This window comes from Telluria sp. ZT3P25 (assembly GCF_059685895.1).
The window spans coordinates 1,379,834-1,402,462 of the sequence record NZ_JCASIJ010000001.1; the positions used below are offsets into that span (position 1 = coordinate 1,379,834).

A 22,629-nucleotide genomic window follows, 5' to 3' on the forward strand; every position below is an offset into this window, starting at 1 on the left:
CGGATAAATACACCCCCGAACAATATTCATATGCGCTATATTTTGTAGAAAGATCAATACCAAACCCAGTGCATCTCCGACCGACCCAGTCAGCGGAATCCTCATGAGAGACGGTGTGCTCGCAGAACCGATCGACCTGGTCAGGCATCCGCCCGGCAACGCTCAGCTGCGCAGCGCCGTGCTGGTGCTGGCGGCGCTGGCGCTGGGGTTCGCCGTGCTGGTGCCAGCGGCCGGCGTGCCATTGCCGCGGGCGCCGGAATTCCTGCCGATCTATCTGTCGACGCTGATCGCCAGTAACTTCGTTACCGGCATCCTGCTGCTCGGTCATGTCCACACACGGCGTTCGCTGGCCCTGGGCATCCTTGCCCTCGGCTACCTGTTCACGGCGCTGATCGCCGGCGCCCACATGCTCACGTTCCACGGCCTGCTTGGCGACCAGGGCGTGCTCGGCGGTAATCCGCAGACTGCCGCCTGGCTGCACGCAACCTGGCACGCGCTGTATCCGCTGTTCGTGCTTGGCTACTCGCGCAGTGCGCGCGGGCGCCTGGCGGGTGCGCCGTTGCCACCGCACTTCATGCGCATCGGCGCGCTGCTCACCGTGCTGTTCGTGTCGCTGCTGGTGCTGGTCGGGACGACCGGCGCGCCGTATCTGCCCAGACTGATCGACGGCACGCGCACGTTGCCGCTCTACCATGGCATCTCGGCTGGCATACTGGTCCTGTCGATCTACGTGCTGTACGCCACCGTGCAAAAGCGCCCGCGCACCGTGCTCGATGTCTGGCTGACCGTGGCAATGGCGGCCTGGGTGTTCGAAGTGGGCCTGTCGTGCGTGTTCAACACCGGCCTGTTCGACCTGGGGTTCTATGCCGGGCGCCTGTACGGCCTGTCCACGTCGCTGTTCGTGCTGGGCGCGCTGGCGATCGACAATATCGCGCTGCATGCACGCCTGCATGCGACGTTCCAGGAAATGATCGAAACGCGTGCCCATGCCCAGTGGCAAAGCCTGCTTGGCACCGTCCTGCGCCAGTTGCCCGACGGTGTGCTGATCGTCGACCGGGAGGGCCGCTGCGTGATGGCCAACGACCAGGCCACGCAGATGGCGCGCCACTTCGCGGCCGATGGCGTCGGGGGCATGCTCGACCTGGTCCGCGAGCCGGTGGCGCGCGCGATCGGCGGCCTGGCCTTTCACGATGCCATGATCGAGAGCGTGCAGGAGGGGGCGCGCCGCGTGTACGCGGTCAGCGGCGCACCGCTGCGCGAAAGCGCTGCCGAACTGGCGGCGGCCGTGATTGTCATCGACGATATCTCCGGGCGCACCGAAGCCAGTGCGGCGCTGGCCCGGGCGCTGGACCAGACCCGCTACCTGATCGAGAACACGCCACTGGCCGTGATCGAATGGAACCGCGACCTCGTCATCACGCTGTGGAACCGCCGCGCCGAAGAATTGTTCGGCTGGCCTGCAGCCGATGCGATCGGCCGGCGGATCGACCGCATCGGCATGATTCACGAGGGCGATGCCGGCCAGGTCGATGCGATGATCGCGCGCCTGGTCGATTCCAACACGCGCTACGCCAAATCGGCCAACCGCAACCGCACCCGCGACGGGCGCGCGCTGTGCTGCGAATGGTATAACTCGGTGCTGGTCGACGAGGCAGGCGCGATCCAGACCGTGTTTTCGCTGGTGCTGGACGTGTCCGAACGCGAAGCGGCAATGCACAGCCTGCGCGAAGCCGACGGGCGCAAGGACGTCTACATCGCCACGCTCGCGCACGAATTGCGCAATCCGCTCGCGCCGATCGCCAACGCAGCCTCGCTCCTGCGCAGCAAGTCGCTCGCACCGGAACGCATCGCATGGATTGCGGCCATGGTGGCGCGCCAGACCGACCAGATGGCGCGCCTGCTCGACGACCTGCTGGACGTGTCGCGCATCAGCCGCGGCAAGATCGAACTGCGCCGCGTGCGCGTGGACCTGGGCCGTCTGCTACGCGAAACCCTGCAAACGAGCATGCCGCTGATCGAGGCCGGCCGCCACCAGGTGGCGCTGCGCGTGGCCGATGAGCCGCTCTGGGTCGACGCCGATCCGCTGCGCCTGACGCAGGTATTCGCCAACCTGATCACGAACGCGGCGAAATACACGCCACCGGGCGGCGGCCTCGAACTGGGCTTGCGGCGCGAAGACGACCAGGCCATTGCCTGGGTGGCCGACAGCGGCGTGGGGCTGGCGCCCGACATGCTTGAACGCGTGTTCGATCCGTTCGTGCAGGCCGGCAGCGCCAGCCACCTGGCGCAGGGCGGCCTGGGGATCGGTCTGTCGCTGGCGAAGGGATTCGTCGAACTGCATGGCGGCAGCATCTGGGCCGACAGCGACGGGCCGGGCCGCGGCGCGACCTTCCTGGTGCGCCTGCGCCTGTGCGAGGAGCCGGTCATGGCGCCTGGCAACGTGCTCCCTGTGCCCGATGGCGCGGCGCTGGGCAAGCATATCCTGGTCGCCGACGACAATGTGGATGCAGCGGAATCGCTGGCCTGGCTGCTTCGCTCGGAAGGCGCGACCGTGATGGTGGCGCACGATGGCGCCGAAGCGCTGCGCCTGCACCGTGAACGGCCGGCCCGCATTGCGGTGCTCGACCTGGGCATGCCGCACATGGATGGTCTGGAACTGGCGGGCATCCTGGCGCAGGACGCGCCGCGGCCCTACCTGGTGGCCGTGACGGGACGTGGCCGCAAGGAAGACCGCGCCGCCTCGCTGGCCGCCGGCTTCGACGAGCACTTCACCAAGCCGGTCGCGCCGCCGCAGCTGATCGCGCTGCTGCGCAAGGTACCCGAAGCGCCCGAAGCCCCCGCCGCCGCCGGCTAGTGGTGCTCGTGCCCGGTCATGTCGTTCGCGCCGGGCTTGCGCGCATCCATCGCCTCACCGGCGGGCGCCGGGGCGGGGCGGGCGTCCGGTGCGCGTGGCGCTGGCGGTAGCGTGCCGTCGCCGGTCCATTCGCGCGCCACCGTGCCGGCCGGATGCCGGTACCAGCCAGGGTCGCTGTAGTCGCCGCGCTTCAGGCCTTCGCGCACTTTCAGCACCGTGAACATGCCGCCCATCTCCAGGTTGCCGAACGGGCCGTCGCCGCTCATCATCGGCAGCGTGTTGGCCGGCAGCGGCATCTTCATGTCGCCCATCGAGCCACCCTTGTCGCCCATGACCATATAGCCCGGTACCAGCTTGTTGATCTTCTCGGCCACACCGCGATGATCGACGCCGATGAGCGTTGGCACGTCATGGCCCATTGCATTCATCGTGTGGTGCGATTTGTGGCAGTGGAAGGCCCAGTCGCCCGGCGCATCGGCCACGAACTCGATCGCACGCATCTGGCCGACGGCGACGTCGGTCGTCACCTCGGGCCAGCGCGCCGACTTCGGCACCCAGCCGCCATCGGTGCCAGCTACTTCGAAGCGGTGTCCGTGCAGGTGGATCGGGTGGTTCGTCATCGTCAGGTTGCCGACGCGGATGCGCACCTTGTCGCCCAGGCGCGCGACCATCGGGTCCAGGCCCGGGAATACGCGGCTGTTGATGGACCACAGGTTGAAGTCGAGCATCGTGTTGGTACGCGGCGTGTAGCTGCCCGGTTCGATATCGTACGAGGACAGCAGCATCACGTAGTCGCGATCGACGGCGTGCTGGCGCGGATTCTTCGGGTGCGTGACCCAGAAGCCCATCATCCCCATCGCCATCTGCTGCATCTCGTCGGCATGCGGGTGGTACATGAAGGTGCCCGCATGGCGCGCGACGAATTCGTAGACGAAGGTCTTGCCGGGCTGGATGCCGGGCTGGGTCAGGCCCGTCACGCCATCCATCCCGCACGGCAGCAACTGGCCGTGCCAGTGCACGCTGGTGTGTTCGGGCAGCTTGTTGGTGACAAAGATGCGCACCCGGTCACCTTCGACCACTTCGATGGTCGGGCCCGGGCTCTGGCCGTTGTAGCCCCACAGATTGACCTGCATGCCGGGCGCGAATTCGCGCACGACCGGTTCGGCCACCAGGTGGAATTCCTTGACGCCGTCCGTCATGCGCCACGGTAGCGTCCAGCCGTTGAGCGTGACGACGGGGTTGTACGGGCGCCCGCCCGTCGGGGCCAGCGGCGCGGCGGTGGCGCTGGATGTATGGGTCGGGGCTTCCGGCAGCGACGCCGCGCCGGCACGGCTCACGAGAGAAGCGCCCAGTGCCGTGATGCCGGCCCCGGCGCCGGTCAGGAACGATCTGCGGTTGGTCATGGTGGGGTGTCCTTCGTATCAGTGGTCGATGGCGCCGGCAGGCGCGTGCCGATGGCGGTTTCCAGGTCGACCTGGGCCAGCCAGAAATCCTTCAGCGCCTCGATGGTGGCGTGGACCGCACCAGCCTGTTCGCGCGCGTCGGCCAGCAGCTCGAACGGGCTGGCCAGCATGCCGTTGTAGCGCAGCAGCGTCTCGTCCGCGATCTGCTTGCGCAGCGGGATCACCTGGTCGCGGTAGTGGCGTGCCACGTCATAGCTGGCGCGGTAGCCGAGGTAGCCGGCGCGCGCTTCGCTGCGGGCGTTGACCGCGACGGCCGCGACCTTGCCGAGCGACTGCGTGTACAGCGCTTCGGCGCGCGCTACGCGGGCGCCGCCCCAGTCGAACAGCGGCAGCTCCAGGCCGATCTCGTATCCATCACTCTTTGGCTCGCCCGTCTCGCTCTTGTTCGCATAGCCCAGGTCTAGCACATTGACGAAGCGCGTGGTGCGGGTGAGGCCCAGGTCCGCAGCGGTGCCGCTGGCGGCGGCGCGCGCAACCTGCACGTCCAGGCGCTGGTTCAGCGCCGTGCGCTCGATGCCGGTCAGTTCGGCGGGCGCCGCCGGCAGGTCGGGCAAGCGCTCTGGCAGCGTGTAGAGCGCCTGCGCGCCCCACAGGCCGAGCTGGCGCGTCAGATGTTCGCGCGCAGCGTTGGCCAGGCGGTCGGCGCGCAGCACGCCGGCGCCGGCTTCGGCGTGGAAGGCCGCTTCGCGCGCCAGGTCCAGTGCGCTGGCATTGCCGGCCTGGGTCATGCGCGCCATCAGTGCGCTTGACGCATCGGCGGCGTCGGCCACCTGACGCGCATAGGTCAGGGCCTGGCGCGCTGCCACGGCCTCGATCCAGGCGCGCCGGGTGGCGTTGACGTGGCGCTCGATGGCGGCGGCCACGCGCAGCGTCGTTTCGTCAAAGCGCCGCGCGGCCATGCGCTGGCGCAGCGGCATCGTGAGCAGGCCCGCCAGATCGATCGACACCGAGCGCTCGATTTCCCGGTTGCCGCCACCGTCCATGCGCGAAAATCCGAAGCCGGGATTGCGCAGGCGCGCGGCCTGGGCCACATCGGCCTGGGCGATGCCGGCTTCCCAGTAGGTGGCTTGCAGGCCAGGGTGGTTCAGCGCGGCGATCTGCACGGCGGCGGATTGCGTGAGCGGCGCCTGCAGCAGCGTGTCGATCTCTGCCTGCAGGGCCTTGCGATCGGCATCGCTGCGCAATAGCCGCGCGTCGACGCCCGTGCGCGCCTGCGCGGCAGCGGCGCTGGCCTCGAAGGCGCGTTCGGGCGCGACGCCGGCGCACCCGGCCAGCAGAAGGCCGCATGCGAGCACCGGTGCGGCGCGCCATACTATTGGGCGGGCCATCAGTGGTGCTCCTCATGCTTTGGCTGTGCAGGGGCAGGAGTGGATTCGTGGTGATGCGCGTGGTGATGCGCGTGCGGATCCGCCGCCGGCTTGCCGTGGCCGGCATGGCCGGGCTGGCCCGCCACGATCCGGTTGTGTTCCTGCCACATTCGATCGGGCGTGATCGTCGTGGCGCCTGATGCAGCGGGTGCGCGCAGGACGTGCGCCGGCTGGTAGCGGGTTTCCGGTACGGCGGCGTCCGGATCGGTGACGCGGCTGGTCTGCGCTGTGGCAGGCACCAGCGTGCTAGCCAGCACGCAGGCCAGCAGCAGCGGCTGTCGTAGAAAGATGGTCGACATGATTCCTCGTTCAGTGAAATGCAGTGATGCCGCGCAGCGTGGCGCGGCGGCTTGCTGATTCAGGCGAGCTGGAAGCGGGGAGGTCGTTCGGGGAAGGCCAGGTCGACGGCCTCGAGGCGGCCGGTGGCCGTATCAGGCAGCCGCGTCGACCAGGTGTGCTGCGCGGCGGGAAGTGTTGGTGCGCCGGCCACGGCAGCGCCGATACAGCAGGCGGCGCAGGCGCTGCAGCGCTCCTGGTCATGGCTCGCGGATGCATGGTCCGTGGCCTTGGCGACCTGCGGCCCGGCCTCGTGACAATGCGCCGCGTTCGCCGCCGGGTGGTGCATGGCTGCCTGGGGTGCAGCGACGCCATGCTGCATCGACGCGTGTGTGCACGCCAGCATGCCTGCCGACGCAATGCCCTGGAAGGGAATTGCCAGCAATAGCAGCCAGACAAACACGCGGCGCAGACAGACATGGACGGGATGGTTCACGCGGCAATTTTAGCATGGCGTCGGCGCAACACTGTCGTCACGATGGCAACTGTGATGCTTGCGGGGCAGGGGAGCGGCTGATAGCATGCCGGGTTGATTCAATGACAATCCAATGACAAGGGCAGGCATGGTGTTGATCGAGCGGCTGCTCGCTCTGCGGCGCAGGAAAAATCGGGAAGAAGTCGCGGACAGGGCGGCCGAAGTCATCGCACAGGTGTTGTTCGATGTCGGTGTCGACCGTTTCCTGAACGGCAGCATGCTGCTCGATCGCCAGTTCCGCGTGCGTTTCTACGCCGTGTTGCCGCCGGCGTCCGACGAGATGCTGGCGGCCGTGACGCTGTGCGACCTGCCCGAAGCGCAGTGCATGCGCAGCTGCATGGCCGAGGTGGCATTCGATGCCGCCGTCGTGGCCTACCACACGCCGGGCCTGGCCGATGGCCTGATGCGCGAACTGCTGGCCCGTTCGGCGGCGCTGCGCGCACTGCCCGAGCGGCGCATCGGCGCGATATTCGCCTTCCGCTAGCTGCTGCATGGGATTTTGTGCGCGCTGCAGCGCGCCGTGGCGTTATGCTGGTGTTCCTTGACGCCACTGACGCAAAGGTCCCACCCATGTCGCATGTCGCCCGTCTTCCGAACCGCCCGGCCATCCCGCGCACCTCCCCGGTGCTTTCATGAGCGTCCGTAATCTGCAGCATCTGTTCGCGCCAAAGTCGGTGGCGCTGATCGGCGCCTCGGCGCGTCCTGGCAGCATGGGCGCCACACTGCTGGCCAATCTGCAGGGCGGCGGCTTCAAGGGCAAGCTGTTTGCCGTCAACCCCAAATACACGCAGCTGGGCGACCTGCCGTGTTATGCCAGCGTGGCCGACTTGCCCGAGGCGCCCGACCTGGCCGTTATCTGCACGCCGGCACCCACCGTGCCGCAACTGGTGCGCCAGTTGGGCGAGCGCGGCACGCGCGCAGCGGTGGTGCTCAGCAGCGGCCTGGCGCGCGGGCGCGATGCGCGCGGGCGCAGCCTGCGCCAGGCCACGCTGGACGCGGCGCACCCGTATCTGCTGCGTCTGCTCGGCGCGAACAGCGCGGGCCTGCTGGTCCCTGGCCTGGGCCTGAACGCCAGCGTGGCCCACAGCGGGGCGTTGCCGGGGCGGATTGCCTTCGTTTCGCAGTCCGGGTCATTGATGACGGGTGTGCTCGATTGGGCGCGCACGCGCGGCATCGGCTTTTCGCATTTCATCTCGCTGGGCGAATCGGCCGACGTCGACCTGGGCGACGTGCTCGACCACCTGGCCAGCGATGGCAACGCCGGCGCGATCCTGTTGTATGTCGACCAGCTGCGCTACGCGCGCAAGTTCATGTCGGCCGCGCGCGCCGCCGCGCGCAGCAAGCCGGTGATCGTACTCAAGTCGCGCAGCGATACCGAAGGCGCGCGACCGGCCGCCAGCGAAAGCGGGGCGCTGGCCAGTGAAGACGACGTGTTCGATGCCGCGATCCGGCGCGCCGGCATGCTGCGCGTGCACACTACCGAGCAGTTGTTCGCAGCAGTCGAGACGCTGGCCTACGCGCGCGTGCTGCATGGCGAGCGCCTGGCCATCGTCAGCAACGGTCTGGGGCCCGGCGTGCTGGCGCGCGACGCCTTGCGCTACGGCGGCGGCACGGCGGCGACACTGTCACCCGAATCGATCGCGCGGCTCGATGCCGTGCTGCCGGCCGGCTGGAATGGTGCGCAGCCCGGCAATCCAGTGCGTGCCAATCCGGTCAACCTGTCCGGCGGCGCGCCGCCCGAGCGCTACGCCGCGGCGCTCGACGTGCTGCTGGCCGATCCGCAGATCGATGCCGTGCTGGTCGTGCATTCGCCCACGGCAACCGTCGACAGCCGCGATGTGGCCAACGCGATCGCGCCACTGGCACGCGCCGCTTCGCGCCCGATCCTGTCGTGCTGGCTGGGCGGCGCGTCGGTCGTGGCCGCGCGCGCGATTGCGGCCGAGGCGCGCATGCCCACGTACCGCACGCCCGAAGACGGCGTTAACGGCTTTCTGCAACTGGTGAACTACCGGCGCAACCAGAACCTGCTGATGGAAGTGCCGCCGTCGATGGCAGGCCATATGGCGCCCGATCGCAGCGCTGCGCGCGCACTGGTGCGCGAAGCGATCGCCGCCAAACGCCTGCTGCTGTCCGATCCCGAGACCAAGGCGATCCTGCGCGCGTATGGTCTGGCATTGGTCGAGACGCGCGCCGCCCTTGACGCCGACGCGGCCGTGGCGGCAGCGCGCGCGATCGGGTTCCCGGTTGCTGTCAAGATCCTCACCCCCGACGTGATGCACAAGTCCGACGTCGGCGGCGTGACGCTCGACCTCGATTCGGAAGACGCCGTGCGCGCCGCCGCGCTGCGTATGCGTGGTCGGCTGGGCGAGCTGTTTCCGCAGGCGCGCTTCGACGGCTTTTCGGTGCAGGCCATGTGCCGCCGCACGCACGGCCACGAACTGATCGTCGGCGCCGCGCTCGACCCGGTGTTCGGGCCGGTGCTGGTGTTCGGGCAGGGCGGTGTGGCGGTCGAAGTACTCGACGATTATTCGGTTGGCCTGCCGCCGCTGAATCTGGTGCTGGCGCGCGACCTGGTCGATCGCACGCGCGTGGCGCGCCTCCTGGCCGGCTACCGCAACCGGCCTGCCGCCAATCTCGACGCCGTGCTGGCGGTGCTGATCCAGGTCTCGCGCCTGATTTCCGATATTCCTGAAATCGTCGAGCTGGACATCAACCCGCTCGTCGTCGACAGCCGCGGCGCCATCGTGCTCGACGCGCGCATGCGGCTGGCGCTGGCCGACCGCTCGGGCAGCACGCTCGACCGGCTGGCGATCCGGCCCTATCCGCGCGAGCTGGAAGAGACGATCGAGTGGCAGGGCGCGCCGCTCCTGCTGCGCCCGATCCGCCCGGAAGACGGCCCGGCGCACCTGGCGTTCTTCGACGCGCTCACGCCCGACGACGTGCGTTACCGGATGTTCGTGCGCATCCGCGAACTGCAGCCGTCGCAGCTGGCGCGCTTCACGCAGATCGACTACGACCGCGAGATGGCCTTCATCGCCACCCGCAAGAATGCGGATGGGGTGTTCGAGACGCTGGCAGTGGCCCGTGTCGTGGCCGATCCGGACAACACGAGCGCCGAATTTGCCGTCACCGTGCGCTCGGACCTGAAAGGGGTCGGGCTGGGACGCATCATGATGGAAAAGCTGATCCGGTATTGCCGCGCGCGTGGCACTGGCGAGATCGTCGGCGAAGCGCTGCCGCAGAATTCGCGCATCGTCGCGATGGTGAAAAAGCTGGGCTTCGAGGTAACGATCGACCGCGAGGACGGCACCCGAAACATGCGCCTCGCATTACGTTAACCGTTTCTCGCGCCATGTGACATTCAGAGGATTTTGGGCTGTTTTGCGGTGGTAAGGTGACAGTGTTTGTCGCCCTGTCACGTCGTGACGATCCGCACTGCCTCTTGTCAACAGGGCCCGACCCTGCGTTCCCGATGTCCCGACTCGGTTTGTTGTTGTGCACACCGTATGCGATCTTCCTTCTTGTCTGCGTCGGCGTCGTGTCGCTTGCCGGCGACGACGGTGCGGCGCAGCTCACCTTCCTGCAGTTGCCGATTGCCGGCCAACTGGGGCTGGCCCAGGCGCTGGGGCTTGGCCGCGTCATTCAATTCCTGTCGTGGCCCGAAGCGTATGGCTTGTTCGTGATGCCGGTTTTCCTGCTGCTGTACGCCGTTGGCGCGCTGTGCGAGCGCGCTCTGGCGCGTCGGCGCGCCCTGGCGCCTGCGCACAGCGGCGCTTGATGCGAGCGCGGCGCAAGGCCGGCTTGGAATGCCTGATAAAACCTGTTACTTTCTTTGGCTGCAACATTCTCGGGCAGTGCCGTCAGCTTATCCCGTGACCATGCTGCACCGCCCAGGCCGATCTGTGCAACAAAGCCGCTACCGCGCTACCATACGACCGTCATAAATCAGGAGGCAATATGCTCAATCACATCATGGTCGGCACCAACGACATCGACCGGTCCAAACAATTTTACGATGCCGTCCTTGGCCTCCTCGGCGCCAGCGAACCCATCCGCAACGTGGCTGCATCGGGCCATACGCGCCTGTTCTACATCCACGACGGCAGCAGCTTCTGCATCAGCGAGCCGATCAACGACGAACCGGCGACTGTGGCCAACGGCGCGACTGTCGGCTTCAAGTGCAGCTCGCCGGAGCAGGTGCAAGCTTTTCACGACGTGGCAGTAGCCCATGGCGGTCAATCGATCGAACAGCCGCCAGGCGTGCGCGATACGCCGGCCGGCGGCGTCTGCCTCGCATACGTACGCGACCCAGACGGCAACAAGCTCTGCGCGCTGCACCGGATGCCGTAACGGTTACAGCAGGCCCATCTTGAAACGCTTCGTGTGCGGCGCCCAGTTATCTTGGTAGTTTGGCAACATCAGTGCCCGGCGTCGAGCAGCCCGCAGCGTCCACTCCGGGGCGGTTCCTGCCCTTCGTGAAAGTCCGTGACGGTTCCGCCTTGGTGGTCTGATATGCTCAGCTGACCGGCCGGGTTGGACCAAAAACGGACCTACGTAATCCTCGTATTTACCCAAGATGACAATTCGTACGGCTGTGACTGAGGACCTGGAGCGCATCGTTCATTTGTTTGGACAGCTCGGATATTTAGCTGAACCAGAGCAAGTAGAGAAGCAGCTTCATGCGCTGCGCTGCGGTTCCTTGGGACAGGCATTTGTAGCAGAGGATTGTGGCAGCACTGTCGGAGTCGCGATCGTGCACATCATGAAGCCGTTACATGTCAAAGGCTCATGGGCTCTACTATCTGCGTTAGTGGTCGATGACCAATGCAGGAGTTCGGGCGTAGGAGCACACTTATTGACCGCTGCAGAGCGGTTTGCGATGCAGCACGGCTGTTCACAAATCGAATTGTCCAGCAGCATTGCGCGCACTCGAGCGCACTTGTTCTATGAGCAAAACGGCTATGAAGAAAAGCGCATGCGTTTCGTTAAATTTTTGTTGTGACTCCGGCGTCAGGTTCGGGACGGTTCAGCCTGTCGCAGCCACCGCTGAATTTTCAACCTGGCAACTTGCCAAGCTGGCCTGAACGGTCGGGTTCCACCACGAGCGGGCGTTAGCTTCTCAAGAAGACCTTCGAAAACGGATGAACAGACAGGACGACACTTCTGAGGTCCATATCTCTCTAACTGCTGACCTCATGTGGACAGATGATCGAACGTACATACATTCGGAACACATTGCTATCACTGCTTTTTGCGTCGATCCTTGCTTGTTCATATGAAACGCGGCACGTTCAGTACTCGCTTGCTGTGCGTCCAATGAACGATAATGAGGCAGCCTTGATAAGGGTCGCAGTAAGAGATTTCGCCAACGCCAGCGGCTTCACGGCGTTGAGTGAGGCGGGCATGGCAGATTATTTGCGAGCAGGCGGACGCTATGTTTATTCGTTCGAAAGCGCGGATAAATCGTATATATCGGTTATCAATGTTGTGAACGCTGGCTGCTACGACATTGGCATTCATTCAAATGTAAGCGCGGCCGCTGCCCAGGCATTAGGCGAACGCCTGAGGAAAATCTTGCGTTCGACGGTGTCGACTGAAGTTACTGCCGAGTCGGCATGTAATGGAAAGCACTGACGAATGACTCTGCTGTGACAGTTCGCTCAGGGACGTTTCCGGCCTCTCGTGGCCACCGCTGGATTTTTAAACAGACAACTGTCCATGCTAGCCTGACGGACCGGGTTCTGCCAGGAGCCGAGGTTCCCCAACCAGCCCGCCAGCCCGCCAATCGCACGATCAACCAGAGTCGCGTTTTCTAGAGCATCCTTATGACAAACACGCAGGCACAAGCGCAAAAATGGATAGACATCCTGCTAGCACAGGATCTACCGTTTATCCATCCGTTGTCCGTGCACACCACATCAGCGACGAGCAGACATCCACCAGGCGTTTCTCTCACTTGCCTGCTCGCTCATCTGTTGGCAGTATGTCGAACGATGTTGTCAGGCGCTCTTAACGTCGAAAGCGCACGTCCTCGCTGACCACGGGTGCATTGCCCTTGGGCTTCTTGGGTTTTTTCGGCTTCTTGACGATCTGGCCTTTCGCATCGGTCACCGGTACCCGATGCTCGGGTGCATAGCCCGGCTCTTCCACGCGTTCGAGCGTCTGGCGCGTGAGCACCTCGATCGCCGCCAGTTGCTCGACCTCGTCGGCGCATACCAGTGACACCGCTTCGCCACTGGCGCCCTTGCGGCCCGTGCGGCCGGTGCGGTGCACGTAGTCCTCGGCCACGATCGGCAAATCCACGTTGATCACGGCGGGCAGGTCATCGATGTCGATACCACGCGCGGCGACGTCGGTGGCGATCAGCACGCGCACCTCACCGGCCTTGAAACGGTCGAGCGCGCGCAGGCGCGCCGGCTGCGGTTTGTCGCCGTGGATCGAGTCGACCGGTATGCCTTTCGATTCCAGCAGCCCGACCAGCTCGTCGACACCCTTGCGGGTACGGGCGAAGGCCAGCACCTGTGTCCAGTCGCGCCGTTCGAGCAGGTGCACGAACAGCGCGGCCTTGCGCTTCTTGTCGACCGGAATGACCCACTGGCGGATCGCGGCAACCGTCGTGTTGCGCGGTGACGCTTCGATGCGCACCGGTTCGCGCAGCATCTGGTTCGACAGTGCGCGGATCGGGTCCGAGAACGTTGCCGAGAACAACAGCGTCTGGCGTTTCTTCGGCAGCAGTTTCAGGATGTTGTCGAGCTCGCGCGCAAAGCCCAGGTCGAGCATGCGGTCGGCTTCGTCCAGCACCAGCGTTTTGACTTCGTTGAAGTGCACCGCGTTCTGCCGGTGCAGGTCGAGCAGGCGGCCCGGAGTGGCGACGAGAACGTCCACGCCCTTGCGCAGCGTCATCATCTGCGGATTGATGCTCACGCCACCGTAGGCAACCATCGAGCGTAGTGGCAAGCCTTCGCCATACGTGCGCACGCTTTCGTGCACCTGCTCGGCCAGTTCGCGGGTGGGCACCAGAATCAGCGCGCGCGCCGCATTGTTGCCGACCTTGCCGCCCATGACGAGGCGCTGCAGGATCGGCAGCGTGAAGCCGGCGGTCTTGCCGGTGCCGGTCTGGGCAGCAGCCATTACGTCGTTGCCAGCCAGGATGGCGGGAATGGCCTGTTCCTGAACGGCGGTGGGCGTGTGGTAGGCGAGGGCGTCCAGGGTGCGGACGATCGGCTCGATCAGGCCGAGGGAAGCAAACGACATGGGCAGGAAACCTTGCGACAAATAGGGACAGGCCGCAGTTTAACCTGCCGGGGCCGGCATGGCGATCATCGTGACGCGGACCGGGCGGGGTGGAACGCCCGGCGCTGCGGGGTCAGGACGATGTTGCTGTGGTTGCTGTAGTTGGAGATGGATGCGCGATCGGCTGGGCCGGTGCATTGTGTTCGCGGCAACCGCCGAGCAACAGGCAGGCCAGTGTCAGCACAGCGGCGGAAATGGTGCGTGGTTGCATGATAGACCTCCGGATGGCGAACAACCATCATACGCCGGCCGCAGGCGCGCGGGCGCGCGCCATCACTGCAGGAGATCCAGTTTCAACGGGACGTAGCGGTAGGATACGGCGTCGGCAGGCCCGTCGCAGCGCTCCCGCATCGCCGATGCGTCGAGCAGGATCCAGTTGCGCCTGTGGGCTTGGCCAAGGCTGCGTTGCTGCGACAGGTCGAAGCACTGCAGCGCAAGGTGATCGGGAAGCAGCAGCATGCGCGTCGGGTCGGCGCGCATCCAGTGCCAGGCGCGCCGTTCCTGCTCGGCCAGTGGCGCCAGATAGCTGAAGTGGACCAGCGGCCGAGCGGCGAACAACAGGAACTGTTCCTTGAACTCGAGCAGGCCGACCTGCGTGTCGGGTCCGATGCGGCGTTCGAGTTGCTGCATGATGGCGCGGGGCGTGCGATGCGGGTTGAGAGCCGGCCACAGCCAGAAGCCGATGAACAGCCAGGCCAGCACGCTGGCCAGCGCGAGTTGTTCGAACAATGCGCGCCGGCGCAGCAGCACGACGATGCCGGCCAGCGCCAGCCCCAGAATCAGCAAGCCCGGCGCCAGTGCCACGACGGCATCCATGTCATCGTTCGCGCGCGATGGCAGCCGGTCCGGCGCAACCAGTGCGAACGTTGCCAGCGCCATCAGCAGCACGCCGATCAGCCCGAGCGCTGCGCGCAGCAGGCGCGCCGTGGTGCGGCGGCCCTCGACCGGCACCTGTTCCCAGACACCCGCCAGTGCCAGGGCAAACATCGGCAGCGCCGGCAGGATATACACTTCACGCTTGCCGGGGCTGACAGAGAAAAACAGCACGACGAGTCCGACCCAACTCAGCAATACGCGCAGCGCCGCATCTGACGACCACCGCTGCTTGATGGTGCGCAGTTGCAGCAGGAACAGCACGACCAGCGGAAACCACATGCCCGGCAGCGCCGTCGTCAGGTAATAGTGCCATGGCTTGATGTGATGCCATGCATTGGCGTAGCGTTGGGCGGTCTGCCGCAGCAGAATGTTGTCGCGGTAGGCCAGCAAGTCGGGACTGTGGACGCGTTCGACCACCAGCCACATCGGCACCAGCCACAGCGCAAGCGTGCCTAGCAGCAGGGCGGGGCCCCACCACGCACGCCGGCCCCAGACCGGTTGCGCGGAGCCGTCGGCGCCGCGGCGCCAGAGCGCGAGCGGTATCAGCATCAGCGCCGGCAAGAACCCGACGCCCTTGGTCATGATACCCAGTGCCATCGCCACCCAGCTGGCGGCATACCAGCCCCAGGCAGGGCCGAGCAGGAAGTGGCGCACCAGTCCATAGCAGCCGAGCGTGATCCAGAAGCAGACCACGGCATCGATCTGCGCGCCCTTGGCCTGCAACAGGAACTGCGGCGTGAACACGAGGGCGAGCACGGCAGAGCGCCCGACGGGCTCGCCCCACAGGCGACGACCCAGATCGAAGACAAGCCACAGCGTGCCCAGCCCGGCCAGCGCACTGGGTACCAAAAACGCCATCCGCAGTTGCCCGGTCAGCTGGTAACAGAGCGCGATCAGCCACATGAACATGGGCGGCTTGTCGGGATAGAACTCGCCGCCGCGCGTGGGGAACAGCCACTGGCCCGATTCCACCATTTCACGCGCCACCTGCGCAAAGCGGGGTTCGTCGGCAGGCCACGGGTCGCGCAGTCCGATGCCGGCGAACAGGGCAATGACCGTCAGCGCCACGACCCACGGCCACCAGCTTGCGGCCCGCTCAATGCCCGGCGTGTGCGCGCGTTGCATGCGTATGTTCCCGGACTTCCTGCAGCCGCTGTTTGAAGCCATGGTGGTAGAGGTAGAGAACCAGCAGCGTGGACAGCGCCAGCGTCAGCAGGCTGATCCAGAGTTGCTGCTCGTCGTGCAGGGCCAGGCCGGCGCCGGCAAAGCTGAACAGCAGCATTTGCGGCAGGTAGCCCAGCAGGCTGCCCCAGAACACCGCTGGCGTGCTCAGCCTTGCCAGGCCCACGGCAATATTGGTTACCAGGTTGCTGCCGACCGGCATCAGACGCACCGTACAGACCCACAGCCACGTGTCCTGGGCCAGCAACCGGCCGATGAGGGAGACGCGATCGCCGTAGCGATCCTGGATCCAGGTCGTGCCGATGTGGCGCACGCACAGGATGGCCAGCACGGCGCCACAGCCGGTGAGGACGGTGCTCAGCAAAGCACCAGGGAGACCACCCATCAGCCAGCCGCACATGAAGGCCAGTACCTGGCGCGGGCCGCCAAGCGCGGTATAGAGGATGCCGATCAACGCGAACACGGGCCAGGCCATCGCCGGGTGCTACCGGAACAAGCGGTTCAGCAGATCCAGTTCGGTGAACGCGCCCCACCACTGGAAATGCAACGAGACGAAGCCCAGCGTCAGCACGCCGGTCAGCAATAGCGGCTTGAACAGCAATCGCAGTGCCGGCTTCACGGCAGAACGTCCATCCGCTCGATCAGCGGCACCCTGGTGCGACGGATGAGCCAATTGACCCCCCACATGTCAATGATGCCCACCCACAACCGGTTCCAGGCCGTGTATTTCGAGATGCCGGCGGTACGATGGCGATGGTGTACCGGCACGACGGCAATGACGCCACCCAGGCGCTTGACCAGTGCCGGCACGAACCGGTGCATGTGGTCGAAATAGGGCAGGCACAGCCAGGTGGCGCGCGGCACCAGCTTGAGGCCGCAGCCGGTATCGGGCACCCCGTCGTCGAGGATCCGGCGGCGCACGGCATTGGCAATGCGCGACTGGAGTTTCTTCCAGCGCGTGTCGCGCCGGTTCTTGCGAAAGCCGGCAATGCAGAAATGTTGGTGGGTGTCGCTCATGGTCAGCCCATGTGCCACCAGCGCCGGGATATCGGCCGGGTCGTTCTGGCGGTCACCATCGATCGTGACGATGAAACGCCCGCTGGCATGCCGCGCGGCGGTCCAGAGCGCGGTGCTTTGCCCGGCACTGTGCGCGTGGCGGATCAGCCGTGCCGGCGTGCCCCGTTGCCGGCAATGCTGCAGGAATACGGCGCCCGTCGCGTCGTTGCTGCCGTCGTCCACCAGCACGACTTCGTACGCGAGCTGGCCGGCGAGGGCGTGATGGAGTTCGTCCACCAGATGCCCGATGTTGCCGGCTTCATCCCGTGCGGGAATCAGTACCGATACCAGGTACGCGTGCTTGTCGTTCGTCTTGTCAGTCATGTCATCCAATCGTGAAAGCGATCGAAGAAAACATTCTGTGAGTCGGATCGTCTCAGCCAGCAGCAGGCGTCTATGCACAAGGCGGCAGCCATGTGCTCAGTAGTGTAAATACAGGGAAGTATAAGTGCGCAGGACCGCGATGAACAGCGAAACCTGCTGTCAGGCGCACGGGCGGCCCTTCGTTATCCGGCGTGGGCAAGAACGCCGTACAAGACGCGGTTAACGCCGCCCGGGCCGGTTTCGTCGGCCCAGTCCCGGCTTCGTCGCATAATGCTGTTTTGCGACCTATGGCTTGCCTATGCTGGCGCCATTCTTCAACGCTTGAAAGCCCATCATGATGTCGAGTTTTTTCCACCACGGCCGCCTGGTTGTTGCCTGGGGCGCGGTGTATCTGGCGCTGTGTATTTTCATCAGCGACACCGTGCTGCATGGTATCGATCTGAACCTCGGCGGCTATGCGGCGCTGCTCGGTTTTGCGCTGGTCGGCTGGGTTCTTCTGATCGCGTTCTCGCACACCCGCCGCGTGCGGCTGCTGGCCGGTACCGTGAACGCGGCCACGCTGGCAAACCGCCAGCGGCGCCAGATCGAGATCCCGTTCGAGGCCGGCGAAGCGTTCGACATGATCGACGCCGCGATCCGCGAACTGCCCGGCGTCACTGCTGTCGACAGCGCGCGCGACAGCCTGCAGGTGCGCGCCAAAGTCGAGCGCACCGACCTGTATGGCGGCAATGCGTCGGCCGGCGCTGCGCTGGCCCGCCTGTCCACCTGGCGTAACCAGATCCGCGCCACGATCACGCCCAATGGCGACGCGGCCGGTAGCGTCACCTTGATCTGCGAACCGGAAGACCCGGCCTGGATCGACTGGTTCCTGGTCGACCAGGGCAGCAATCTGGAAAACGCCGACGCCATCGTGCGCGCCATCACGCGCCGCATCGCCGAGCGGCGCCGTCTGGAAACGCAGGCAGTGCGCGAGAGCGCGACCGAGAAAGAATTGACGGTCGCGCGCCTGAACCTGCTGCACGCCCAGGTCGAGCCGCATTTTTTGTACAACACGCTGGCCAGCGCCCAGGTGCTCACGCGCACCGATCCTGCGCGCGCCGACGCCATGCTGGGCAACCTGATCCAGTACCTGCGCCATTCGCTGCCGCGCACGGAAGATGCGCCGTCGACGCTGGGCGAAGAGCTGGAACGGGCGCGCGCCTACCTCGATATCCTGGCCATCCGGATGGGGCCGCGCCTGGCGCTGCAGGTGGATGTGCCGGACGAACTGCGCCGGCTCGTGTTTCCGCCGATGATGCTGCAGACGCTGGTCGAGAACGCCATCAAGCACGGGCTGGAGCCCAAGCCGGGTGGCGGCACTGTCTGGATCCTGGCGCGCGCCATCGACAATGCGGCGGCCGTCACGGTGGCCGACGACGGCCGCGGCTTCTCGCTCGAGACCGCCGGCACCGGCATCGGGCTGCGCAATGTGCGCGAGCGCCTGCGCCTCGGCTACGGCAGCATGGCGAGCTTTACCATCGTCGCCAACTTCCCGAGCGGCGTGGCCGCCACCATCACGGTGCCGCTGGCGCTGCAGGGCGCGGGGGTGCGCACATGACCCGTTGCGTGATTGCCGAAGATGAACTGCTGCTGCAGGAAGAGTTGGTCAAGCTGCTGGGCGAGGTGTGGCCGGACCTCGAGATCGTGGCCGCCTGCGACGATGGTGGCAGTGCGCTCGACGCCATTGCCACGCATCAGCCGGAGGTTGCGTTCCTCGATATCCGCATGCCGGGCCTGTCGGGCCTGGAAGTGGCCTCGAGCGTGCTGGCGGCAGGGTTACGCACCGAGATCGTGTTCGTGACTGCGTATGACCAATATGCGCTCGACGCGTTCGACCGCGGCGCCGTCGACTACCTGCTCAAGCCGGTCGGGCGCGAGCGGCTGGCCGCGACCGTGGTCCGGCTGCGCGATCGGCTGGCGCGCGGTGTGGCGGATACGACACAGCTGGCGGCGCTGCTGGCGCGCTTGCAGGCGGTCGCGCCGCCGGCGCCGCGCGCCCAGCCGCTGGTCTGGCTGACGGCCAGCCGCGGCGTCGAAACGCGCCTGATCCTGGTCGACGACGTGGCGTATTTCCAGTCCGATTCGAAGTACACGGTGGTCATGACGGCCGAGGGCGAGTCACTGCTGCGCAAGCCCATCCGCGACCTGCTCGAGGTGCTCGATCCGGCCATGTTCCGGCAGGTGCACCGCTCGACGATCGTCAACCTGCGCGCCGTGGCGGGCGTGACCCGCGACGACAGCGGCAAGGGCATCATCCGGCTGCGCAACCGGCCCGAGACGTTGACAGTCAGTCAGCCGTTCATGGCGCTCTTTCGTCACATGTAGGGACAGGTCAGCGCGCGCGACGTTGCCGTAGTAAAATCTCAGATGGCCATCAGCCCGGCGTTGTTGCCGGACTTGGCATCAAGAAGGAGGCAAGCTTGCGTAGCGATATCGTGATCGTGGGTGGCGGCGCTGGCGGTCTGGAGCTGGCATGCAAACTGGGCCGTAAACTCGGCCCGACGAAGGTGACGCTGGTCGACAGCCGCCTGTACCACATCTGGAAACCGTCGCTGCATGAAGTCGCGGCGGGCACCCTGGACATCCACCAGGAAGGTCTGTCGTACGCGATGCTCGCGCACGACAATGGATTCAATTTTGTGCTCGGTCCAATGACCGGGCTGGACGAGGCCGGCCAGGCGATCGAGATCGGGGCCGTGTATTCGGCCACCGAACACGACGAAGTGCTGCCGGCGCGTCGCCTGGCGTACACGTCGCTGGTGATCGCGATCGGTAGCACCTCGAATTATTTCGGCGTGCCAGGCGCGCAGGAACACTCGATTTCGCTGAACGCGACCGAAGACGCGGAACGCTTCCGCCTGCGCATGCTGCGCCTGATGCTGGCGGTCGAGCAGCAGCGTGAAGAAGGCCGCGAAACCGGCCTGGACGTCGTCATCATCGGTGGCGGCGCGACCGGCGTCGAGCTGGCAGCCGAACTGCGCGAAGCGTCCGGTGCCTATGCGCGCTACGGTTTTGCACGGATGGACGTCAAGCGTGACGTGCGCATCACGATCCTGGAAGGCGCGCCGCGTATCCTTGCGCCGCTCCCCGAGCGCGTGTCGAATGCCGCGCTGGGCCTGCTGAACAAGCGCGGCATCCGCGTCGTCAGCGATTGCCGCGTCACGGGCATCGAGAACGACAAGGTGCTCGACGCCAATGGCAATGTGTATCCGGCCGACCTGTGCGTGTGGGCGGCGGGTATCCGCGCGCCCGAGATGCTCGGCAAGCTTGGCTTGCAGACCGCGCGCGGCGGTGGCCTGGATGTCGATTCGCACCTGCGGGTCAAGGGTGCCAAGGCGATCTGGTCACTGGGCGACTGCGCCGTGTGCATCGACGGCAACGGCTTGCCGGTGCCGCCACGTGCGCAGGCAGCGCACCAGCAGGCCGATTATCTGGTGACGACGTTCCTGCGCATGGACAAGGGCCAGCCAGCGCTGACCGCACCGTACGAATACCGCGACTACGGCTCGCTGGTGTCGGTCGGCCAGAACACCAGTGTCGGCAGCCTGATGGGTTCGCTGCGCGGTGCGAGTTGGTTCGTGCAGGGCGGCATCGCGCGCCTGATGTACGCCAGCCTGCACCTGATGCACCACCGCGCCGTGATGGGCATTACCCGCACCGGCCTCTTGGCGGTGGCGCGCTTCCTGATCCGGCGCAGCACGCCGCTGGTCAAGCTGCACTGATCGGGTAGCAGTAGGGACGGAAACGACAACGGCGGCCAGTGGCCGCCGTTGTCATATTGTCCGCCCCGGTTGTTGCCTAGGCCGGTAGTTCGCGCGGTAACGTCATCTGCAGCATGGCGCCACCGTTCTCCGTGCGCACCAGGGTCAGGTTGCCGCCGAGCGTGCGGGCACGTTCGCGCAGCAGACGCAGACCGTGGCGGTCGCTGGCACCCAGCGCATCGTCGCTCGGGCCGACGCCATCGTCGCGCACCGTCAGCATGGCCATCTCGCCATCGTCGTCCAGGATCACGTCCACGCGTGTGGCCTGTGCGTGGGCGGCGGCATTGCGCAAACCTTCTTCGGCGCAGCGCAGCAGCAGTACGGCATGTTCGCGCGACCAGGCGCCGTCTTCCTCGGGCAGGCTGGCGTGCGCCTTGATGCCATGCTCAACCCCGAATTCAGGCACCAGCTCGGCCAGGGCCGTGCGCAATCCCAAAAATTCGAGCTTGTCGTTCCACAGCGCGAGTTGCATCTGGCGGTTGGTCTCGATGACACCACCGAGCAGGACCTTCATCTGCGCGGCGCGGTCGCGTAGTGCCTTGTCCTCGGCGGGCAGGCGCTGCGTGAGCAGGGCGAGGTGCATCGTCAGGGCCGTCATCGACGAACCCAGGCTGTCGTGCAGCTGGCGTGCAAGCTGGCGACGCTCCTGGTCCCAGCTGTTGGCCAGCCAGGACACCATGTCGGAGAGTTCAGCAGTGCGCGCCGCGACCAGGCGTTCGAGCTCCGGGTCGGGATGCGGTGGGACCGGTTCAGTCATCAGGGTCTCAATTAAATGTTTCCCAAATCATACAACAATTGTCATTTATCCGTCGCGCATTGGGTGCAGCAAGAGCGGTTCGTTCTGTTCACGCCGAGTGTGAGGTTGCGAACAGTGTGGATGGCGCGTCAGGCGCAATCTGACAATGTGGCCAACGAGTCATCATTCAACCAACAATACGGGGGTAATACCATGACCAAAGCAACAAGCAAAAAGACGAGCGGCCCGCAGGATGCGCTGGAACTTCTCAAGAGCCAGCACGACGAAGTGAAAGACATGTTCGACAAGTACGAAGAACTGGGCGAGCGTGCCAATGTTAGCAAGAAAAAGCTGGCGAACGAGATCTGCGAAGCCTTGATCATGCACACGTCGATCGAGGAAGAGATTTTCTACCCGGCGCTGCGTGAAACGTCCAAGGAAATGGAAGACATGCTCGACGAAGCCTTTGTCGAACACGCGTCGGCCAAGGACCTGATCGCCCAGGTGCAAGAGGGCGAGCCTGAAGACGACTACTACGACGCCAAGGTGAAGGTGCTGGGCGAGTACGTGTCGCACCACGTCGAAGAGGAAGAAGAAGAAATGTTCCCGAAAGTGCGTAAGCTAAAGCTCGATCTGGAGGCCATGGGCGCCGAAATGGCTGCCCGCCGCGACGAAATCCTCGCGACTGTCTGACAGGTAATTGCAGTACCGGCCGGCCTTCCCGGGGCCGGCTTTTTTACGCCCTTAAGGATGCAGTGCCGTGCCGCGCTTCTCCGGACTGCGCATCATTTCATGTGACATAAGTGCAATCTGGCAAATAAATCAATCGTGTGGTCGCCAAGACGTTCGCTGCCGCACATACGTGGT

General features: G+C 65.6%; 21 protein-coding genes. 11 read left to right on the forward strand and 10 right to left on the reverse strand.

Translation table 11 applies throughout. The features are described 5' to 3' along the window. The first annotated feature begins 103 nt into the window (after nt 1-103). Complete coding sequence (locus tag AC56LY_RS06335; RefSeq protein WP_499577528.1) at nt 104-2,854, forward strand: ATP-binding protein; 2,751 nt, start codon at nt 104-106, stop codon at nt 2,852-2,854. Here AC56LY_RS06335 and AC56LY_RS06340 read toward each other — a convergent pair. The 4 genes from AC56LY_RS06340 to AC56LY_RS06355 are packed head-to-tail and all read right to left on the reverse strand — an operon-like array spanning nt 2,851 to nt 6,456. Next, nucleotides 2,851-4,257 (reverse strand): multicopper oxidase family protein, encoded by a 1,407-nt coding sequence (locus AC56LY_RS06340; protein WP_499577529.1) that lies wholly within the window; start codon nt 4,255-4,257, stop codon nt 2,851-2,853. The two genes, AC56LY_RS06335 and AC56LY_RS06340, sit on opposite strands and share 4 nt — an antisense overlap. Then, entirely contained in the window at nt 4,254-5,645 is a 1,392-nt protein-coding gene (locus AC56LY_RS06345; RefSeq protein WP_499577531.1) for a TolC family protein, read from the reverse strand. Before AC56LY_RS06345 ends, AC56LY_RS06340 begins: the two co-directional genes overlap by 4 nt. Next, nucleotides 5,645-5,983: a hypothetical protein gene (locus AC56LY_RS06350; RefSeq protein ID WP_499577534.1), complete on the reverse strand. Its 339-nt coding sequence runs from the start codon at nt 5,981-5,983 to the stop codon at nt 5,645-5,647. Before AC56LY_RS06350 ends, AC56LY_RS06345 begins: the two co-directional genes overlap by 1 nt. 59 nt (nt 5,984-6,042) lie before the next feature. Next, the gene (locus AC56LY_RS06355; RefSeq protein WP_499577536.1) at nt 6,043-6,456 is read right to left on the reverse strand and encodes a hypothetical protein; all 414 of its coding nucleotides are present in this window, start codon (nt 6,454-6,456) and stop codon (nt 6,043-6,045) included. Nucleotides 6,457-6,568: 112 nt separating this feature from the next. On the opposite strand from AC56LY_RS06355, the gene AC56LY_RS06360 reads away from it, so the two are divergent. From AC56LY_RS06360 to AC56LY_RS06385, 6 genes are all read left to right on the forward strand, one after another. Continuing rightward, nucleotides 6,569-6,979, forward strand: a complete 411-nt coding sequence (locus tag AC56LY_RS06360; protein ID WP_499577539.1) for a hypothetical protein — start codon at nt 6,569-6,571, stop codon at nt 6,977-6,979. 148 nt (nt 6,980-7,127) lie between these two features. Further along, nucleotides 7,128-9,833: a bifunctional acetate--CoA ligase family protein/GNAT family N-acetyltransferase gene (locus tag AC56LY_RS06365; RefSeq protein WP_499577540.1), complete on the forward strand. Its 2,706-nt coding sequence runs from the start codon at nt 7,128-7,130 to the stop codon at nt 9,831-9,833. Between the two features lie 134 nt (nt 9,834-9,967). Beyond that, nucleotides 9,968-10,273, forward strand: a complete 306-nt coding sequence (locus tag AC56LY_RS06370) for a hypothetical protein (protein ID WP_499577542.1) — start codon at nt 9,968-9,970, stop codon at nt 10,271-10,273. Between the two features lie 179 nt (nt 10,274-10,452). Then, nucleotides 10,453-10,845: a VOC family protein gene (locus AC56LY_RS06375; protein ID WP_499577544.1), complete on the forward strand. Its 393-nt coding sequence runs from the start codon at nt 10,453-10,455 to the stop codon at nt 10,843-10,845. A 226-nt stretch (nt 10,846-11,071) separates the two neighbouring features. Continuing rightward, complete coding sequence (locus tag AC56LY_RS06380) at nt 11,072-11,497, forward strand: GNAT family N-acetyltransferase (protein WP_499577546.1); 426 nt, start codon at nt 11,072-11,074, stop codon at nt 11,495-11,497. Between the two features lie 203 nt (nt 11,498-11,700). After that, on the forward strand, nt 11,701-12,129 hold the full coding sequence (locus tag AC56LY_RS06385; RefSeq protein ID WP_499577548.1) for a hypothetical protein: 429 nt from the start codon (nt 11,701-11,703) through the stop codon (nt 12,127-12,129). Between the two features lie 375 nt (nt 12,130-12,504). Here the strand turns inward: AC56LY_RS06385 and AC56LY_RS06390 are convergent, their stop codons facing one another. The 5 genes from AC56LY_RS06390 to AC56LY_RS06410 all read right to left on the reverse strand — a co-directional run bounded on the left by AC56LY_RS06390 (nt 12,505) and on the right by AC56LY_RS06410 (nt 17,226). After that, on the reverse strand, nt 12,505-13,749 hold the full coding sequence (locus AC56LY_RS06390) for a DEAD/DEAH box helicase (RefSeq protein ID WP_499577550.1): 1,245 nt from the start codon (nt 13,747-13,749) through the stop codon (nt 12,505-12,507). A gap of 312 nt (nt 13,750-14,061) precedes the next feature. Continuing rightward, nucleotides 14,062-15,789 carry an ArnT family glycosyltransferase gene (locus AC56LY_RS06395; RefSeq protein WP_499577552.1) on the reverse strand — a complete coding sequence of 576 codons (1,728 nt, stop codon included), beginning with the start codon at nt 15,787-15,789 and terminating at the stop codon, nt 14,062-14,064. Continuing rightward, nucleotides 15,761-16,309: a TVP38/TMEM64 family protein gene (locus AC56LY_RS06400; protein ID WP_499577553.1), complete on the reverse strand. Its 549-nt coding sequence runs from the start codon at nt 16,307-16,309 to the stop codon at nt 15,761-15,763. Before AC56LY_RS06400 ends, AC56LY_RS06395 begins: the two co-directional genes overlap by 29 nt. Nucleotides 16,310-16,330: 21 nt before the next feature. Continuing rightward, nucleotides 16,331-16,465 (reverse strand): hypothetical protein, encoded by a 135-nt coding sequence (locus AC56LY_RS06405; RefSeq protein ID WP_499577554.1) that lies wholly within the window; start codon nt 16,463-16,465, stop codon nt 16,331-16,333. Next, complete coding sequence (locus tag AC56LY_RS06410; RefSeq protein ID WP_499577555.1) at nt 16,462-17,226, reverse strand: glycosyltransferase family 2 protein; 765 nt, start codon at nt 17,224-17,226, stop codon at nt 16,462-16,464. The genes AC56LY_RS06405 and AC56LY_RS06410 overlap by 4 nt, the downstream gene beginning before the upstream one ends. A gap of 334 nt (nt 17,227-17,560) precedes the next feature. Here AC56LY_RS06410 and AC56LY_RS06415 point away from each other — a divergent pair, with 334 nt between their 5' ends. From AC56LY_RS06415 to AC56LY_RS06425, 3 genes are all read left to right on the forward strand, one after another. After that, on the forward strand, nt 17,561-18,823 hold the full coding sequence (locus AC56LY_RS06415) for a sensor histidine kinase (RefSeq protein ID WP_499577556.1): 1,263 nt from the start codon (nt 17,561-17,563) through the stop codon (nt 18,821-18,823). Then, nucleotides 18,820-19,590: a LytR/AlgR family response regulator transcription factor gene (locus tag AC56LY_RS06420; RefSeq protein WP_499577559.1), complete on the forward strand. Its 771-nt coding sequence runs from the start codon at nt 18,820-18,822 to the stop codon at nt 19,588-19,590. The genes AC56LY_RS06415 and AC56LY_RS06420 overlap by 4 nt, the downstream gene beginning before the upstream one ends. 95 nt (nt 19,591-19,685) lie before the next feature. Next, nucleotides 19,686-20,987 (forward strand): NAD(P)/FAD-dependent oxidoreductase, encoded by a 1,302-nt coding sequence (locus AC56LY_RS06425; RefSeq protein WP_499577560.1) that lies wholly within the window; start codon nt 19,686-19,688, stop codon nt 20,985-20,987. 76 nt (nt 20,988-21,063) lie between these two features. Here the strand turns inward: AC56LY_RS06425 and AC56LY_RS06430 are convergent, their stop codons facing one another. Next, nucleotides 21,064-21,783, reverse strand: coding sequence for a sensor histidine kinase (locus AC56LY_RS06430; RefSeq protein ID WP_499577562.1), 720 nt, complete (start codon nt 21,781-21,783; stop codon nt 21,064-21,066). Nucleotides 21,784-21,975: 192 nt separating this feature from the next. Here AC56LY_RS06430 and AC56LY_RS06435 point away from each other — a divergent pair, with 192 nt between their 5' ends. Further along, nucleotides 21,976-22,455, forward strand: a complete 480-nt coding sequence (locus tag AC56LY_RS06435; protein WP_499577564.1) for a hemerythrin domain-containing protein — start codon at nt 21,976-21,978, stop codon at nt 22,453-22,455. Nucleotides 22,456-22,629 lie beyond the last annotated feature (174 nt).